This is a genomic window from Nonomuraea antri (genome assembly GCF_013283785.1).
GTDB classification, from domain to species: Bacteria; Actinomycetota; Actinomycetes; order Streptosporangiales; family Streptosporangiaceae; genus Nonomuraea; species Nonomuraea antri.
In genome coordinates this window covers 1-17,179 of record NZ_JABCPZ010000228.1, presented here as the reverse complement: position 1 = coordinate 17,179, position 17,179 = coordinate 1, and the positions used below count along the sequence as shown (strand labels likewise).

Here is a 17,179-nt window from a genome sequence, read left to right as displayed (position 1 = left end):
GGGCGGGAGAGGGAACGGCGATGCCTCCAGCGCGTCAAACACGAGCGCGGTCAGGACGCGCAATCTCCGCAACCGGGAGCGGGCCACAGAGGCCGCCCAACGGCATGTCCGAGTCGGGCGACGGTCGCCACGTCCGGCCAGGAGCGGCCAGCCAGCAGGTCGGCGATGGCTTGGCGGTTGACACCGGAGGCGGTGGCCAGCGCGCGCAGGCTTATCCGCTGGGCGTCGATGGCGGCGGACAGGCGGCGGGCGACGTGCTGGACAGCATCAGCCGCGACGTGTCCGGACAGGTCCGCCTCGGGCCATGCCTGCGGGTTATCGGCCAGGTCCCGCGGGGCCCGGGTGCGCGCTCGTCCTCCGACCATCACAAAGTTCTCCTATCGGTGCATGTCGTCCAACAGCACGACGGCTGCTTGTCCAGCCGGTATGGATGGTGTATGACGCTCGATCCGGAAATGTCGGCGAAGATCACCGGATATCGGCCGCGGCAGGCGCCGCCGGAATGGGAGCTGGTGGCCGATCAGGTGCGGATGCTGGTGGCGGCCAGCGCGGCCATGAGCAGCTACAGCGTCGGACAGCTGCTGCACGCCACCGCCCGGTTCGCGATCTGGTGCCACCGCCAAGGACTCCCGCACGAGCCGGAGCTCTGGTTGCGGCACGAGACCATCGACGCCTTCGTCCTGACCGGCTGCACCGACCTCAAGCCCAGCGCGGCACAGACCTACCGATCCTGGCTGCGTCACATGCGCGACGTCCTGGCCTGGGCCGAACGCGGCGAACACATCCCGCCGCCGATGAAGGCCCCGGTCACCCGCTCGGCCCCCTATTCCCCGACGCAACTGAGTCTGCTGCGCGAATGGGCCGAGAGCCTGACCGGACAAGCCCGCGCCGACGCGCTCGCTTTGATGGCTCTGGCCGGCGGGTGCGGTCTGGCGCCCCGCAACCTGGCGGCAGTCCGTGGAGAGCATGTCCGCGTCCTTGACGCTGGCGCCGTGGTGGTCACCACTCCCGAGCAGGGCCGGGTGATCGTCGCCAGGAGGGCTTGGGAGCAGCGGCTGGCCGAGGCCGCCCAGGCGGCCGGCGGTCGGTATTTGTTCCGGCCGCGTCGCACCACCGCCCAGGCCAAAAACCTCATCAACTCCTGGTGCGCCGATCACCGACCGACCGGGAGCCTGCCCGCGTTGTCGGCATGGAGGCTGCGCGCCAGCTGGATCGTCGAGCTGCTGTCCGACCGCAGCGATGTCAGAGCGGTGGCGTTGGCAGCTGGCCTCAGCCCCGCCGCGCTGGCCCGCTACCAGCATTACGTGCCTCCCCTGGCGGACAAGGACATGATCGCGCTGCTGCGCGGCCGCCCGTGACCAAGGCGCGGCCGGCCTTCCGGCAGCGCACCACGCGGGCGGCGGCCTGCCGCCCGCGCCCGCTCACCGACACCCCGTTGCAGGTGCCGGACGCGATCATCGGCCAGCTGACCGCGCATCTGCTGGACCGCAGCGGCGTCGTCGATCTGATCGAGGCCGAGATCGGCTCCCGTCCCGGCCCGCACGGCGTTCCGGTGCGCACCGTGCTGCTGGCAGTCCTGCTGGACGCCTACTACAACGGCAAAACCGTCTTGGCCGAGGCCTGGCGGCTGGTCACCTTCAGCCTCGCCCCTGCCCTGCAGGAGCGCCTGGGCCTGACCCCGATCACCGCCGGTGACCCGCACCAGGAGCTGGCCTCGTCCCGGCGTTTCTACCGCGGCTTCGACCGGATCACCACCGCGCTGGACCCCGACCGCACCGACCGGCGCGCCCGCCTGCCCCAGCACCGGGCCGACCGGCACGCCGCTGCCTGGGACGACGACGATCCCGAGCATCAGCGCAAGCGCGAGCTGCTGCAGACCATCGTCACCCGCCTGGTGCTCACCCCCGTCCGGCACCGCAAGGGCCGCCACGCCATGAAGGACTACGAAGGCGACGTCGGCATCGACGCCACCGTCCTGCCCACCTGAGCTAACCCGCCCCGCCCCGGCAAAGGCTTGGCCTCGACCGAGATCACTGCAGGCTGGCACTACTCCGGCGGAGACGGCCCGCCCACCTTCGGCTACAGCGCCACCCTGGCCACCGCCGCCCGCACCCGCACCACTCGCGGCCACTTCCCGCAACTCGCGCTCGGCTTGGTCATCGATACCCCGCACAAGCGCATCGGCGTGAACGCGATCGCCACTTTGCAGGGCTTCCTCCCTCTCGGCCTGCCCACCGGCATCCTCTCCGTTGACCGCGCCTACACCGACCAGGCCGCCGATCATTTCGCCCGGCCCGCCCGCGCCTTGGGTTACCAACTCGTCCTGGACTACAAGCAGGATCAGCGCGGCGTCCAAGGCAGCGTCCACGGCGCCCTGCTCATCGACGGCAACCTGGCCTGTTCCCTCATGCCCGAACGGCTGGCCCAGGCCACCACCGACCTGGACGACCAGACCATCCGCACGCCACCCGAGCAGCTCACCCAGCTGATCGCCGCCCGCGAGCCCTACTGGCTCAAGCTCAAGCAAGGCGCCGACGCCCACGGGCGGATCCGGCTGCAATGCCCGGCCGCCGGCACCTCCCCCTCTGTGACCTGCCCCCGCTTCAACCGTCTCCACCGCGCCCCGGCTGCGCCACCTACCGCGGTGGACCTGACCAACAGCCGCCAGCGCGCCGCCCACAGTTCTGCCAAGCCGACCGTCATCCTGCCCGCCGACGAACCCCTCCCGCCCCCCAGAGGCAAGGGCGACCCAGCACACATCTGCGCGCAGACCACCATCACCCTGCACCCCGGTGACCTCGGCGCCAAGGACAAGTTCCGCCAGGACCCGCACTACCTGACCCCGGCTTGGCAGGACACCTACAAGCCCATCCGGGCCAACACCGTTATCTTCAGCCATCCGAAGGGCGTCCTTCATGTCGTTAACTCTCCTGCTTGAGCCTGCGGGCTGTGTCGTGGACGTGGTTATCTCCTCTCTTGTCCATCACATACAGCAAGCAGAGGAGCACGAATGGTGCACGTCCGACGAGTCACCACGAACCTCTCGCCGGTGGACTCCTGGACGGTCCTCGGAGACGACGACGTCCCGGTCGAACCCATCGAGCGGTTCCTGGCCTTCCTCAGCAACATCGATAAGTCCCCCAACACCGTCAAGGCCTACGCCCACGACCTGAAGGACTACTGGGACTTCCTCCTCCAGCGCGGGCTGGATTGGCGCGAGGCCCGGCTGGAAGACATCGGAGAGTTCATCACCTGGCTGCGCCTACCACCCAGCGGACGCGACGGCCAGGTCACAGTGCTACCCACGGTCGAACCGCACGTCTCGACCGCCACCATCAACCGGAAACTCGCGGCCGTGTCGGCCTTCTACCAGCACCACGCCCGCCACGGTGAGGACGTCGAGGAATTGCTCACGACCTGGCACACCGGCAGCCGCGGCGGCTGGAAGCCGTTCTTGCACCACATCAGCAAGAACCAGCCGCACGCCGGGCGCGCGATCACCTTGAAGTCGGCCAAGAAACTGCCCCGCGTCCTGACCACCGACGAAGTGCAGGCGATCCTCGACGCCTGCACCCGACTGCGGGACCGGTTCCTGTTCGCCGTCCTCTACGAGAGCGCGATCCGCATCGGGGAAGCCCTGGGCCTGCGGCACGAGGACATCGCCGCCGCCAAGCAGGAGATCACCATCCTCCCGCGGCACAACGTCAACCGGGCGCGGACCAAGTCCCAGCGGCAACGGCACATCCCCGTCAGCGCCTCGTTGATCCACCTCTACGGCGATTACATGCACGTCGAGTACGGCGACTTGGACTCCGACTACGTCTTCGTCAACCTGTTCGCCGAGCCCTTCGGCCACGCCATGACCTACTCGGCTGTCTATGACCTGGTCACCCGCATCCGGCGACACACCGGCCTGGACTTCGACCCCCACTGGTGCCGGCACACGGCAGCGACCCGGATGCTCCGCGACGGAGTACCGCTGGAAAGCGTGTCCATGTTGCTGGGACACAGCTCGATCGCGACGACCGTTTCCGTCTATGGGCACCTCACCGCCGCCGACGCGCGCAAGGCCCTGGAAGCCGCCGGCTGGTTCACCGGAAACGAGGTGACCTGGTGACCAGCATCACCCCAGGCCCGAGAAACCCCGCCCGATCGAAGCCGATCCCCGCAGGACTTCGCGAGAAGCTCCTGGGCGCCATCCGACCCGAGTTTCGTGGCGATGAAGTGGCCTTCGCCGTCGACGATCCGGTCTTCGGCACGACGCCGTGCGCGGTTCCCGGCTGCTCGCGCGCCACCCGCACCCAAGGGCTGTGTGGTGCCCATTACCAGCGCTGGCAGTACTTCGGGCGCCCCGACATGAGCGAGTTCGTCGCCACGGCACGGCTCATCGGCCAACGGCCGCGAATGCCCGCGGGATGCATCGTCGACAGCTGCAACTTCGCCGCCAGCACGCGCAGGCTCTGCCACTCCCACCACTACGTCTGGCAGCAGCTCGGCAGCCCCGAACTCCCCGCCGGCCTGGCCTTGCTGAAGCCTCTGGCACTCGACAAGCGCCCAACAGACTGCCTGGTCACCGGGTGCCCACGGTGGGCTCAACCGCACAGCGACCTGTGTCGTCCCCACCAGGCGCGCTGGCGCGAGCACGACCGCCCGCCCGTCGAGGAGTTCGCGCTCACCGCCAACGATCCTCGGCCACTGCCGCCAGGCGAGCGCATCATCGTGACTGCTCTGCCAGCGCACCTGCGCCAGGAAATGCAGTACACCCTGCAGTGCCGGCGCGACGAAGCCGCAGGCAAGACCGCACCCGCCACCGTCAACGCCGCTGTCCTGCTTCTCGCCACGGTCGGCGTGACCTCCATGCTGGAACGAACGGAAGAACAGTGGCGTGAGCTCGCTCCCAACCGCACGACATCCCGCCGCGACGTCATCCAGTTGATCATCTACGGTCGGCGGAAACTCGAGACCTTACTCGGCGGTGTCGGCTGGGAGAGTGAATACCCGCGTGATGTCTGGCGGCTGCACAACCTCGGGCTGAGCACCACCAACGCCGTCCTCCGCTTCGACGGCATCCCACAACCATGGCTCCGTGAACTGGCCAAACGCTGGTTGCGGTGGCGGTTGTCCACCGGCTCCAGCAAATCCACCTGCCTCCTGAGCACCCGCAGCCTCACCCACTTCGCGGCCTTTCTCGCCACGCACACCCCCGAAGTCGAGCGCCTGGCAGACGTCGGCCGCGTCGTCCTGGAGCGCTACCTCGCCCACCTGCGGCTCATGACCGCCAGCGCCCAGTACCAGGCCAGCTTCATCTGCGCGCTCAACACCTTCTTCACCACGATCCGCCGGCACCGCTGGGACACCTCACTGCCGACGGAGACCCTGTTCTTCACCAGCGACTACCCCAAGCGGCCCGCGATGCTGCCCCGCGCCCTGGCCGAGCACATCATGGCCCAGGTCGAAGCCCCCGCGAACCTCAACCGCTGGGAACACCCCGCCCACCAGCTCACCACCCTGATCTTGATGCGCTGCGGGTTGCGCATCACCGACGCGCTCAAGCTCGCCTTCGACTGCGTCGTCCGAGACAGCGAGAACGCGCCCTACCTGCGCTACTTCAACCACAAGATGAAGCGCGAAGCGCTGGTCCCCATCGACGAGGAACTCGAGCAGCTCATCAACCGGCAGCAGCAGCGAGTACGGCAACGCTGGCCCGGCGGCGTCCCGGTGCTGTTTCCCCGGCAGATGAACAATGCCGACGGCACGCGCCCCACCGGCAGCGACACCTACCGGGCCGCGCTTTATCGCTGGCTGGCCTGCTGCGATGTCCGCGACGAACGCGGCCAGCCGTTCCACCTCACCCCGCATCGCTGGCGCCACACACTGGCCACCCGGCTGATCAACCGGGATGTCCCACAGGAAGTCGTCCGCCGCATCCTCGACCACGACTCGCCCCAGATGACCGCCCACTACGCCCGCCTCCACGACAGCACCATCCGCGCACACTGGGAAAAGGCCCGGAAGGTCAACATCAGCGGCGACACGGTGACCCTCGACCCCGACGGGCCACTCGCCGAAGCCACCTGGGCCAAGCACCGGCTCTCGCGCGCGACTCAAGCCCTGCCCAACGGCTACTGCGGCCTGCCCATCCAGCAGTCCTGCCCGCACGCCAACAGCTGTCTGACCTGCCCTATGTTTCTGACGACCGCTGAATTCCTGCCTCAACACCGCCACCAGCGCAACGAGCTGCTGCAGATCATCTCCGCAGCTGAGGCCCGCGGCCAGCAGCGGCTGGCCGAAATGAACCGGACGGTGGTCACCAATCTCGACACGATCATCGCCTTGCTGACCAAGGATTCTCCGGACGAAGGCCACTCCCATGCCAGCTGACAATGCTCCGCACCTGATCGCGGCCGCTCGCCGGCGGCATGAACTGACTCGATCGAAGGCCGTCCAAGCCCTGCGCGAGTTGGAGCGTGAGGGCACGGCCGTGACCTTCGAGTCAGTCGCCAAGGCAGCCGGAGTCTCCCGCTCCTGGCTCTACAGCCAGCCCGACCTCCGAGCCGATATCCAACGCCTCCGCGAACGAACCCGATCCACCGGCCGTCCGACCGTTCCGCCCGTCCAACAGGCCACGGATGCGTCCCTGCGACAACGACTCGAAGAAGCCACCGCTCGAATCCGCGAACTCAGGCAGGAAAACGAACGCCTGCGCCGCGAGCTCGCCGCAGCGCTCGGCGAGCAGAGAGCCCAACGCCGGACCGACCCACAACGTCGCGGTTCGGCAACGATCGGCCCTTGCTGATCGCACTGCGCAACGTCCATCCGGCCTCGTCGACAACACCGTCCACGACGCAGCACTGCAGGTCAACATCGCCGAAAGATGATCAACTGAAGATAATGACCGAAGGCATCAACGGCCGCCTCAAGGGCCACCACATCGACCCCGGCGACCCCAAGAACCGCCTCGCCCACGGCCGCGTCGCCCAGACCCTGCTCGCCGCACTCATGGTCGCCGTCACCAACGAGCTCATCCTGCTCGCCTGGCGGCAAGCCCACGACCACCGCGAGCCTCCGCCCGAAGACACCTACGCAGTCGATGCACAAGGTCCGGATCCGGAACCGCCGGCAGCATCCGGAAGACCGCCACCGGACGCCTGATCCGCTGGGTTGACAACCGGACAGCACTACCCCGACCGACCGGTCCCGCACGCCCGGCCGCCAGCCCTCCACGCGCTCCCAGCGGCTCAACACCACCAGCGCCCCTCGCCACGAACGCCACACGAGCCAGAACCGGCCCGCCCAACGGTCCCAAAACCTCGGAAAACGCGAAATCCCGTCCGATCGAGATGATCGGACGGGATCCCGTCAACTAACTACCAGCCGTTTCAAGAACGGCCCCTGCAGACGATGAGGGGGATCAGGTCCGGATCTCGACCGTGAATCTCCCGCTCGGATATCGGCGCGCCGGTCGAACTCGAGTGAGAGGCGGCGAGGCAGCCGGATGGCCAACTCCCACGGGAGAAGGGTCAACGAGCCGAGTAGCCAGAAACGCTGGTCGGGATCGGCCTCGGCGATCACGAAGAACTAGTCGGGAAATTCGACCCCGTAGCATTGCCGCAGGACCTCGAAGGCCTGGCGCCGCTCTCGTAGAGCGCCTGTGCCAACCGGACCATCGAGGCGTAGTCGTCGTCGTGCGACGCCTCCACGCGCAGGCGTTCGAACCGATCCGCCATGTTCATTCCAATGCGCTCAGGTTCGCCGAGTGCTCCATGGATGTCCTGGCAAGCAGGTCTAGGACATGCGACGGTTCGATGTCCATCGAACTTCCGATACACCAGGCGCAAGCGATCAGGCGGACCTCGCTCTGGGACGGTTCGCCACGATCTTCAGCGTGAGGCAGGCCGGCACCTCCGAGGTGGCGTCGCGGTCGGGCTGCCCGGCCGGCGTGACCAGGGGACCTTCCTGCCTCGCGCCCGATTCCCCGTGGACCTGGAGGGGCTCGACCTTGAGGGCCGTATCACCGAGCAACAGCTGCTTCTGATCGCAACACGCGGCAACCTCCGGCAGACAAGGCCTCTAACTCACTTCGAGCGCGACTCAAGATCATTTCGGATGAGCATCGACCACAACTGCAGAAGTCGCCACCGACACAGAGCGCCCTGCAGGAATGCGGAATCCGATATCACTACAATTTTGACATGGCATGCCGATCTAAGGCTATCATCGTCATATGGCGATTGATGTGCGGCTGGCTCCTGCATGCACACCGTTATCTTCCCGGCACCTGCCCTGTTCCGATCCCTGGCCGACGAGACCCGACTGCGCATCGTGCAGCGGTTCCCCTGTGGCGAGGCCCGCGTGGTCGACTGGGCCACCCCGCTCGGCCTGGCCCAGTCCCCTGCATCTGGCCTGCCCGCGCGAGTTCGGCCCGGTCGACTGCCGCGCCGGAGGCCGCCCGTCTTCCTACTCACTGGCCAGACCCGCGCGCATGGACCTACTCGCGTCCGCCGAGCAACTGCTGACCGCCACCGGCGGCCGCGCAGTGACGCTCCGCCGCATCGTGACCGCACTGTATCTCTCAACCCCGACACGACGGACGATCAGGCGGAACGCTCCACCGCCAGCCTGATCATCATGCCGTTCCTGTCCCACGCCCAGCGCAGTGCTGGCCGCGAACTCGGTTTGGCCGCCGCGGTGGCCGACCCCGAACAACCCTCTTGTACGTCTTCTTGTCCGGCGTAGTGCCGGCCGGGCTGCCGTTAAACAGCCTGCTCAGCGACCCGATCGCCACCTTGGTCGCGGTCGAGGAAGGCTGCGGCGCGGGGACGACTGCTGCGCCGTCCCGACCGTGAACATCACCGGCAGCCCGAAAGAGCCGCGCGCCGCGCGCGCCCGGCTGCTCCTGCCGCACCTCATCTGGAGACCGACATGGCACTCACCGCATTGATCATCTACCTCGCGTGGGCGCTGCTGGCCTTCGGGCTGCGCAGTTGGACGCAATGGCGTCGCACCGGAGACGCGGGCTTCCGCGGCGCCGGCCTGGCCCGCGGCAGCCTGCAATGGTGGGCGCGGATCCTGTTCGCCGCCGCCCTGATCGGCGGCCTGGCTGGCCCGGTCGCCGGCCTCGCCGGGCTGTCACCGCTGCCCGGCGCCGACCGTCCAGCCCTACAGGCCGCAGGAACGGCGCTGGCCCTGCTCGGTACGGCGGCCACGCTGGCCGCGCAGACGTCGATGGGCACGTCCTGGCGCGTCGGCGTGGCCGAGAACGAGACCACCGATCTGGTCACCAGCGGTGCCTTCGCCTTCGCACGCAACCCCATCTTCACGGCCATGATCGTCACCGCCGCCGGCCTGACCGCCATGGTCCCCAACCTGGTCTCCCTGGCTGCGCTGGTGCTGGCCATGGTGTCGATCGAACTGCAGGTCCGCGCCGTCGAGGAACCGTACCTCCTACGTGTCCACGGCACCGCCTACCAGCAGTACGCGTCCCGCGTCGGACGCTTCCTGCCCGGCATCGGCCGCCTACCGAACCGCGCCGGTACCTCCTGATCACACCCTGGCCCGCCCCGAAGCCCGCGATACCGCCGACGGCATGACTGACCGGCCTCCTCCCGTGCTGTACCTGGGGAACGCCGTCCTCGCAGCGGCGGGCGTGACCACCGAAGACCGTCACCCGAATCCCGGCAGACCCAAGCATCAGGCGTCCCCTCCCGCGATGACGACGGCAGGGACGTTTCCGCAGGTCGAAAAGCTTTGATGTCGAGCCCTCCCAGGAGCCCTCCGGCCACTTTGTGGCTGATGGCTCGGACCTGAGCGGACGGCCGCCGTCCTGGTCCGAGCCGAGTCCGGCAGCCCGCTGGCGCGAGATGCAAACCTGACGGCAGCGGCGTCGCCGACCCCGCTGAAGCCGAGCGGGCCGGGATGCTTCACCTGCGCGGCCGGTACCGGGCCCGAAGTGACCGCGCCAATCGTCGCCTGCGCCTGGGCACGACGCTCCAGACCGAGCTCATCGACCTGAGCTGCCGCTAAAGCGCCATGAAAGCGCCACTAACCTGCCCGCCCACATGCTCGACGAACGAGCCGGCGGCGTTCACCCCGGATCCCGTTTCCGATCTCTTTCCGACCTGTGCCGCGAGGCGCGGACCACGCCGGCCGCTGGGTTCCGCGTCCCGTCGTCACGTCCGACCGAAATCACGGAGGAACCGAATCCATGACCGGCACGAAAAGATTCGCGACTGCTCTTACCCTGGCCGCTGCCGCCGCACTGCCCCTGGTCGCGGGAGCGGCACCCGCCGGCGCCACCGCACTGACCACGGTCGCGGAAACAGCGGACTCCGCCGCCACCGCGGAGCGCGGCACCTGGCGCCCGTACGGCAACACCAACCCGATCACCTCCAGCTCCAGCAGGTGGCGCTGCGCCGGTAGCCGGAAGATCACCAGTGACGTGATCGCCCAGGTCTGCACGGTCGCGTCGGGGACGGCCAGACAGGGGGCAGTGATCGTCCGCAACAACCGATCCAGCCTCTACCGCGCGACCGCGACCCTGGACCTTTTCACCGTCAGTGGCACGCAGGGTGTCTGGACCTGCGCTCCATCAGGAGTGGGGGCGCACTCGTGGTCGGTGTGCTTCGGCCGGACCCTCACGACGGCCAGCCAGGCAAGCTCGGAGGGATCCCTCAACGGCCACCACCTCGGCAGATCACCACTCCTCTGAAAGCGGGTGCTCTTCGAGGTGAAGCACATTCTGCGGTGTGGCTTGGATGATTTGCCGACGCCGAACCGCCCGGTATCCGGCGGCGGTCACGGACGAGCCGGTCGCGCCTGACGTACCACTGATGACACCCGCCGTCGGGCGCCCCTGAACAGCAACGGAGGCCGCCCGACGGCGCGGTCGCCCCGGTACGTCCCGAGCGGGCCGGGCGTTAAGACCGCTAAGACGTACGCGAGCCGAATCGCCTCGTACTTGCCGTACAAGTCCGGGAGCACGGCGTGGACCGACCGGACACAAGATCACCGCACGGCTGCGGGCGAGAGATTCAGGCAGTGGCCGTTGGGGTTGTCGCAGCGTATCGCTCGATGAGCGCGTTGCCGATCAAGGTGAGGTGATCCCGCACGCCAGGCGGGCCGGTCACTTCGAGCCATTCGACCAGTCCGGCGAGCTCGCCCGCGAGCGCGTACTCGTTGTAGCCGCGGATCACGACCTCGACGCGGCCGTCGATCGTGGACCCGCCGACCTCAAGCCGATCCCCCAGCGACATCCGGAGCTTGCCGATCCCTTCCGGAGTGCACACGGCCTGGATTTCGAGAGGTGTCCGCCTCCGGTCGACTTCGCCGGCGATCTCCCTCCAGCTCTCCGCGAGGTCGAACCCCTCGGGTCGCTGCACGGGATCGCCGGTCGGCTCGACGGACGACACGCGGTCGATCCGGAACGTCCGCCGACCGGCGTCGGTGCTGGTGACGAGATACCACGTCGGCCCCTTGGCGACGACGCCGAGCGGGTGGACGGTCCGCTCGGTTCTGGTGCCGTCGCCGTCGACGTAACCGAGCCGAATCTGGACGCCACGGATCACCGCGTCCTGGAGGTCGTCGAGGAACGGCGGCGTCGCGTACTCGACCCGGCTCACGCCCCATCGGTGAGGATCCACCAGCATCGACGCCGCCGCTGCCTGTGCCAATACTCGGAAGGGCTCCGGCAAGGCCTGGACGAGCTTGCGCAGCGCCGCCTTCGCGGCCGGGTTCGCCGACGAGGCAGGGCCGGCCACCAGGAACAACGCCCTGGCCTCCCGCGCGGTCAACCCGGTCAGGTCGGTGCGGGCGCCGCCCACAAGACGCCAGCCACCTCCTCGGCCCTGCGCGGAATATACGGGGACCCCTGCCATGGCCAGAGCGTCGAGGTCACGGCGGGCGGTGCTCTCGGAGACCTCCAGCTCTCGGGCGACCTCCGCTGCCGTCACCAGCTCGCGCTGTTGCAGGAGGAGAAGGATGGCCACCAGCCGGTCTGCTCGCATGCCAATGACACTTTCACATCAAACCGATCAGGAGATGACCTGTTTCGGTCGTCAAGATGGCACCGAAACCCCGACGACGAGCCCCGCGGCCGCGCCGGGGCTCGCAGCGCCATCTTCGGGGCTCCGCGTTCACCTGACCACCCGAACAGACAACGAGGACGTGCAAGTGTTCAACCCAACCGATTTTCCCCAGCCCACCCGCATTCCGGTCAACGGCGTGGAACTCGAAGTCTTCGAGGCCGGACAGCGAAGTGCGGCGAAGCCCATTGTGCTCTGTCACGGCTGGCCGGAGCACGCCTTTTCGTGGCGGCATCAGATGTCCGCCCTCGCCGCAGCCGGCTACCACGTCATCGTCCCGAACCAACGGGGCTACGGCAATTCATCCCGTCCCGGCGAAGTCACCGACTACGACCTCGAGCATCTGGCGGGCGATCTGGTCGCACTTCTCGATCACTTTGGGTACGACGACGCCACCTTCGTAGGTCATGACTGGGGGGCGTTCGTGGTGTGGGGCTTGGCCCTCCTGCATCCGAACCGGGTGAAGAAAGTGGTCGCGCTCAGCGTGCCCTATCTCGAACGCGGAGAGCGGCCGTGGATCGAGTTCATGGAGGCCACGCTCGGTGGCGACTTCTACTTCGTCCACTTCAATCGACGGCCGGGCATCGCCGACGCGGTGCTCGACGAACACACGTACCAGTTTCTTCGCAACCTGTTCCGGAAGAACGTGCCCGCGAGCGAGCCTCGGCCGGGAATGGTGATGATCGACCTCGCCAGAGCAGGAACACCGCTCGGTGAGCCTGTCATGAGCGACAGCGAGCTGGCCGTCTTCGTCTCGTCCTTCGAATCGACAGGATTCACGGCGAGCATCAACTGGTACCGGAACCTCGACCGCAACTGGCACCTTCTGGCGGACGCGGACCCGATCATCCGACAGCCCGCACTCATGATCTACGGTGACAGGGATTCGGTCGCACGGGGTGAGAATCTGGCGGAGTTCGTGCCCAATGTGGAGGTGGTCAGCTTTGATTGCGGTCACTGGATCCAGCAGGAGAAGCCGGAAGAAACGAACCGAGCGATTTTGAAGTGGCTGGAGCAGCAGGATGCCACCTGACCGCGATATGACAGGCCGTCATCCGGGAAGCGGCTGTTCCCGCTCACGGTGACCTCCGCTCGACCTCGACCGTCGACGTCCGAGCACCCCGCCGCAATGGCAGTTCGGCTACTCGATCCACCGCGTCGAGAGCCGGCCGTGGCTCGAACACAACCACACGTCGATGCGCGGCGTGTGGCTGTGCTCGCGGCGCACGATGCCCCTGCCCCGAGGTAGTCGAAGAGGCGATCCGCCTCGGACGGATCGATTCGACCGTAGCCTCCGGCTGATCACCCTCAGATAGCCAAGAGCCTCTGGCCCCGACTCAACCGCCGACGAACTGGAACGGCACGGCCTCATGACGGACGCCGGGCGATTCGCGATCGACGCGGAGGCGAGGCGAACGGCTGGCGGACCATCTTTGACCAGGTCGAAGAACCGCCGACCTCGTCGCCTCGCTCGACCGGCACCTTCAAGCACGGGCCGGCTGAGGCCGGTTTCCCCGAGCGCCAGTTAGCAGATGCTGTGGTGGATCGTCGCCGCGGCGCGGCCGGAAACGCTGGCCGGCCGGATCGCAACCGTCGTCGCCAAGCCCAGGGCTGACCTCGGACGCGACGCCTCCGAGTGGCTGGCGGGCGGGCGATGGCGATGGCCTCGCGTCCACCGGACTTCGCGGCGAACCAGCCGCCGGTCCGGTTGACGTCCGCCGCCGCATTGGCGTGGTCGCGGACGACGGAAATCACGGACGAAAGGTCGGGAAGGTGTCGAGGCGGAGGCCAAGAAGGTGCACCGCAAGACCGAGAAGCTGTTCTCGATCGCCGAGGCGTCGTCGCTGAGGGCGCCGGAGGGTACGGTCCGGCAGGCGGTGTTCCCGGCGGTGCCGAGTTCAAATGCAACCACACCGCCTACCGACCGATGATGGACCCGTTTTCCGCGATACGCCGACATCCCGAACACCAACCGCCATCACAATGCCAGCGAGAACGTCCAACCCAAGGAATGGTGCCGGGCGGCTGGCAGGAAGCGATTGTCGACGACAACGGGGTCACCGAGGCGGGCTCACGAGCTGCACGCGATCATGTCGCCGAAGGACGCACCGCGCCGCCGCGTGGCCGAGGACGTCAGCATCCACTCATGACAGATCGCCGCCGGAATGCGCGAGGCGCTGCGCCGGATCCAGAAGTCGAATTCTCAGTCGATGGAATATCGATACTTGAACCACCAACCCGGCCGGGGATCGTAGCCCGGAATGCCGGTAGCGGTATAGAAGCAAGGGTAGGCGTAGACGTCCGGCGGGCTGTGCGTATAGGAGCTGTACCGGTTGCAGAGGAATTCTCCGTTTTCGATGAACGGGCCCTTGAACGCGGTCAGGTACGTGCGAGCAGAGGCGGCATTCGCGATGCCACCAGGTATTGCGAGTACGCTGACCATACCCAGTGCAAGCGCCGTGAGGCGCACTCGCCTTCTTGTCACGTAATGCTCCCATCAGCAGAAACTTCTTGGTGGACGCCGACTGCATCCCCGTTTTCTTGCTGTGAACATGACTCAGAACACTGGTGATTCTGACACGAATTTCAAGCGAAGCGTAGGCCCTATTTCGTGGACTTCAGTGGATGCCAATGGCGCTGCGACAGCGGCTCTGGAGACCACAGCCGCCTGCCGCAGCGCTGCCTCGTACCGGAGACCGGACGGGAGAGTGGACGGGAGAGTGGAAGGAACTGCATGAATAGGCTGTAGTCATACCCTGACCAGCATCAGGCCCTTCCCCCAGGGCGCGGTTCGAGCGTGGTGAGGCCGAGCTCAGCCAAAGGCAGGACGCCTAAATTGGCCGACCGATCAGGGTCCGTGCAACCCACGGGCCAAAGAAGCCGCTTCTCATCGGCCTGGAAGACTCACTGGCCAGCACACCTTTCAAGATCGTGTGCTGGTTCAGACGCCAACCCGCACGGCCCCATCGCCATCGGCGGCCGCCTTGACCTCGACTTGGTCGCCTGCCCCTTCCCGTCGATCATGTCGACTGCCAGGGCAGGACGCCGTGGCCGGGCAGCAGGTCGGCCACGGCGGTTCGCACGGCCTACCCCCGAGAGCCTGTGCCAGGGCCGTGATGAAAGTGCCCTCGTGGAAGGCCGCCCGCACGTCCTCGCGCCGGTCACCGTCCAGCGCGGGCGGCCAGCTGCGGTAGCGGCCTCCGGCCTCGGCGATCCCCTCGACGGTGAGCTCGTTCTGAATGTCACGTTGGAACTGGCCGACTGCGGTGGTGGCGTCGCCTGGGGCCAGAGCGTGGAAGTTCGACAGCGGCCCGGACAGGACGCGCAGGGCGATGCCGCAGGCTTGGCACCAGCTGCGACCGGCGTGGGTGTCGAGCAGCCCCGTGGCAGTGCCGGAACAGCTCCGAGACCATCAGGTATCGCAGGGATGCGCTTTGGCGGCGATCTTGTCGAACCCGGGCCGGCCGAAGCTGAGGATCTTGGAGGCGGTCGCGAGGACCTCGAAGAGGAGGACGTCCTGTCTGCAGGCCGGAATCCCTCAGCGACTCCTTCGATGGGCAGGCGACGTCTTCGATACGGACGAGAAGGCCAGCCTCAGCGAGGAGGTTGCGCTGCCATAGCAGGGACTCGGTCGAGGTGGAAACGCGGGAGTAGACGATCTGCACCGCGCTCTCCTAGGGAAGGGCCGGAGCCCGATTTCCTTTCGTCAATTCGTGTATGGCACCAGCCATCCCCACGTCATGCTTCGTCGGGCGATGTCCGGCTTCTAGAGGGTTCGGAGCCCATCAGAGGGTGTGGTTAATCTTCTGACCCCGACACCCATTGGAGGATGCGCGCCGGGTCCCTGAGAGGTGAAAGTTGATGTACCGGCTGAGGATCAGCGGGTCTTGGGGATCGTCGGCCTGAAAGCGAACGCGTCGGAGCAGGCTGACGTTGTCGAGCGTGATGCCCTCGCGAGCAAGGACGAAGATGAGGGCGAGGAACGCGGCGCGGGCGTTGCCGTCGCCGAAGGGGTGAAAGAAGCAGACGTCGAGATAGGCCCGTGCCGCGCGGGCGGACAAGGAAAGCGGTCGCGCGCTGTCGTACATGCTCTCCGCGAGACAGGCATTGAGGCGGATGCGCGTGTCAGGACCGATGCCAAACCGCTCACGACCCCCCTTGGCGAAGGCGGGCGAACTGCGGAACAGGGGCGGCTGAAGAGCTCGGAGAACGTGCCGCTGCCAGCCCTGGAGCAGCTCGAATGTGAGTGAGGCACCGCGCGCCGCGTCGATTCGGGCCAGTTGAAGGGCGGCGAGCAGGCCTTCGGCACGAGCGGAATCTATGGCGCCGTCGAAAGCACGGATGTCCTCTACCACACCGTCACGCGCCGGGACCATCGGGTCGTCCCCGCCGCCGGCAGCCGGGACGTCTTCCACCGCACGCAACCGCGTACCGCAAGCCAGCGCTCCAGATGGTCCGGTGCGGGCTCGTCGCGGCCGCCGCGCTCGAGGGAGCGGGTGGTGACGTCCTGTCGCAGGGATAGGGCGAGCCGTTCGGCGACGTCGTCGACCAGCACCGTCTCAGGGCTGGTCCAACTGTGGAATCGCCCACCGATCGCTTCGTCGACCAGAGCCTCTGCGACCTCGGCCGGTAGATTCCAGCGTTGGAGGAACCAGATGAGCACTTGTGCACAGTGCCGGTGCCAGCCGCTGCCGTGGCCGGTACGGTCAACGACCTGCAAGATCAGATCCCGGGCGGCCCGCTCCCAGAGGATCCGCCGGTCGACAGCACCGGCCAACTCCCCCGGGATCCGCCGACCGACGGACCCAACTGGCTTTCCCGGGATCCGCTGGTCGACGGAACCAGCCGACTCCCGCAAGAGCCGCCCGTCGGCGGAATCGGCCGACTCCAGCGGGTAAGCGTCGAACCACCCGGCAAGACACTCCAGCCACCCCCGCCACTCGCACACCCCCGCGGCGACACGCGCGAGCGTCGGTCACGTCCACGGACGTGGTGTATGAATCGATCTCCGTGTGATCCTGTTTCTGCAGGTTAAGCGGTGAGTGTCTGCGGAAGTGTGTCCGTGCTCGGTGTGTCTCCGGGAATCACCCGGATGCGGG

General features: G+C 67.4%; 15 protein-coding genes. 10 read left to right on the top strand and 5 right to left on the bottom strand.

Annotated features, from left to right (window positions below; all coding sequences use genetic code 11):
- Positions 1-50: 50 nt before the first annotated feature.
- A complete protein-coding gene (locus tag HII36_RS59385; RefSeq protein WP_173529437.1) occupies positions 51-365 on the bottom strand; it encodes a helix-turn-helix domain-containing protein in 315 nt (104 codons plus the stop codon).
- Positions 366-437: 72 nt separating this feature from the next.
- Between HII36_RS59385 and HII36_RS44685 the strand changes: the two genes are divergently transcribed.
- From HII36_RS44685 to HII36_RS44645, 9 genes are all read left to right on the top strand, one after another.
- Positions 438-1,358: a hypothetical protein gene (locus HII36_RS44685; protein WP_173529434.1), complete on the top strand. Its 921-nt coding sequence runs from the start codon at positions 438-440 to the stop codon at positions 1,356-1,358.
- On the top strand, positions 1,355-1,987 hold the full coding sequence (locus HII36_RS44680) for a hypothetical protein (RefSeq protein ID WP_173529433.1): 633 nt from the start codon (positions 1,355-1,357) through the stop codon (positions 1,985-1,987). The genes HII36_RS44685 and HII36_RS44680 overlap by 4 nt, the downstream gene beginning before the upstream one ends.
- A 27-nt stretch (positions 1,988-2,014) precedes the next feature.
- The gene (locus HII36_RS44675; RefSeq protein ID WP_173529432.1) at positions 2,015-2,938 is read left to right on the top strand and encodes a hypothetical protein; all 924 of its coding nucleotides are present in this window, start codon (positions 2,015-2,017) and stop codon (positions 2,936-2,938) included.
- Between the two features lie 72 nt (positions 2,939-3,010).
- Entirely contained in the window at positions 3,011-4,117 is a 1,107-nt protein-coding gene (locus HII36_RS44670) for a tyrosine-type recombinase/integrase (protein WP_173529431.1), read from the top strand.
- Positions 4,114-6,381 (top strand): tyrosine-type recombinase/integrase, encoded by a 2,268-nt coding sequence (locus HII36_RS58965; RefSeq protein ID WP_217370740.1) that lies wholly within the window; start codon positions 4,114-4,116, stop codon positions 6,379-6,381. The genes HII36_RS44670 and HII36_RS58965 overlap by 4 nt, the downstream gene beginning before the upstream one ends.
- Positions 6,371-6,796 carry a DUF6262 family protein gene (locus tag HII36_RS58335; RefSeq protein ID WP_268959760.1) on the top strand — a complete coding sequence of 142 codons (426 nt, stop codon included), beginning with the start codon at positions 6,371-6,373 and terminating at the stop codon, positions 6,794-6,796. The genes HII36_RS58965 and HII36_RS58335 overlap by 11 nt, the downstream gene beginning before the upstream one ends.
- The gene (locus tag HII36_RS44655) at positions 6,790-7,152 is read left to right on the top strand and encodes a hypothetical protein (protein WP_173529429.1); all 363 of its coding nucleotides are present in this window, start codon (positions 6,790-6,792) and stop codon (positions 7,150-7,152) included. Before HII36_RS58335 ends, HII36_RS44655 begins: the two co-directional genes overlap by 7 nt.
- Before the next feature lie 1,770 nt (positions 7,153-8,922).
- Positions 8,923-9,543, top strand: a complete 621-nt coding sequence (locus HII36_RS44650; protein ID WP_173529428.1) for a methyltransferase family protein — start codon at positions 8,923-8,925, stop codon at positions 9,541-9,543.
- 661 nt (positions 9,544-10,204) lie between these two features.
- Positions 10,205-10,708 carry a hypothetical protein gene (locus HII36_RS44645; protein WP_173529427.1) on the top strand — a complete coding sequence of 168 codons (504 nt, stop codon included), beginning with the start codon at positions 10,205-10,207 and terminating at the stop codon, positions 10,706-10,708.
- A 322-nt stretch (positions 10,709-11,030) separates the two neighbouring features.
- On the opposite strand, the gene HII36_RS44640 is transcribed toward HII36_RS44645, so the two are convergent.
- Positions 11,031-11,984, bottom strand: a complete 954-nt coding sequence (locus tag HII36_RS44640; RefSeq protein ID WP_328808170.1) for a helix-turn-helix transcriptional regulator — start codon at positions 11,982-11,984, stop codon at positions 11,031-11,033.
- Between HII36_RS44640 and HII36_RS44635 the strand changes: the two genes are divergently transcribed.
- Entirely contained in the window at positions 11,977-13,113 is a 1,137-nt protein-coding gene (locus HII36_RS44635) for an alpha/beta fold hydrolase (RefSeq protein ID WP_217370739.1), read from the top strand. The two genes, HII36_RS44640 and HII36_RS44635, sit on opposite strands and share 8 nt — an antisense overlap.
- A gap of 1,170 nt (positions 13,114-14,283) precedes the next feature.
- On the opposite strand, the gene HII36_RS44630 is transcribed toward HII36_RS44635, so the two are convergent.
- From HII36_RS44630 to HII36_RS56120, 3 genes are all read right to left on the bottom strand, one after another.
- Positions 14,284-14,550, bottom strand: a complete 267-nt coding sequence (locus tag HII36_RS44630) for a hypothetical protein (protein ID WP_173529425.1) — start codon at positions 14,548-14,550, stop codon at positions 14,284-14,286.
- Positions 14,551-15,865: 1,315 nt separating this feature from the next.
- Entirely contained in the window at positions 15,866-16,456 is a 591-nt protein-coding gene (locus tag HII36_RS56125; RefSeq protein ID WP_217370738.1) for a Fic family protein, read from the bottom strand.
- A complete protein-coding gene (locus tag HII36_RS56120; RefSeq protein ID WP_217370737.1) occupies positions 16,429-16,743 on the bottom strand; it encodes a hypothetical protein in 315 nt (104 codons plus the stop codon). The genes HII36_RS56125 and HII36_RS56120 overlap by 28 nt, the downstream gene beginning before the upstream one ends.
- Positions 16,744-17,179 lie beyond the last annotated feature (436 nt).

Coding starts and splice junctions, on each gene's coding strand:
- HII36_RS59385 (WP_173529437.1), bottom strand. CDS start 365: ATGGTCGGAGGACGAGCGCGCACCCGGGCCCCGCGGGACCTGGCCGAT.
- HII36_RS44685 (WP_173529434.1), top strand. CDS start 438: ATGACGCTCGATCCGGAAATGTCGGCGAAGATCACCGGATATCGGCCG.
- HII36_RS44670 (WP_173529431.1), top strand. CDS start 3,011: ATGGTGCACGTCCGACGAGTCACCACGAACCTCTCGCCGGTGGACTCC.
- HII36_RS58335 (WP_268959760.1), top strand. CDS start 6,371: ATGCCAGCTGACAATGCTCCGCACCTGATCGCGGCCGCTCGCCGGCGG.
- HII36_RS44650 (WP_173529428.1), top strand. CDS start 8,923: ATGGCACTCACCGCATTGATCATCTACCTCGCGTGGGCGCTGCTGGCC.
- HII36_RS44645 (WP_173529427.1), top strand. CDS start 10,205: ATGACCGGCACGAAAAGATTCGCGACTGCTCTTACCCTGGCCGCTGCC.
- HII36_RS44635 (WP_217370739.1), top strand. CDS start 11,977: ATGGCCACCAGCCGGTCTGCTCGCATGCCAATGACACTTTCACATCAA.
- HII36_RS56125 (WP_217370738.1), bottom strand. CDS start 16,456: ATGGTCCCGGCGCGTGACGGTGTGGTAGAGGACATCCGTGCTTTCGAC.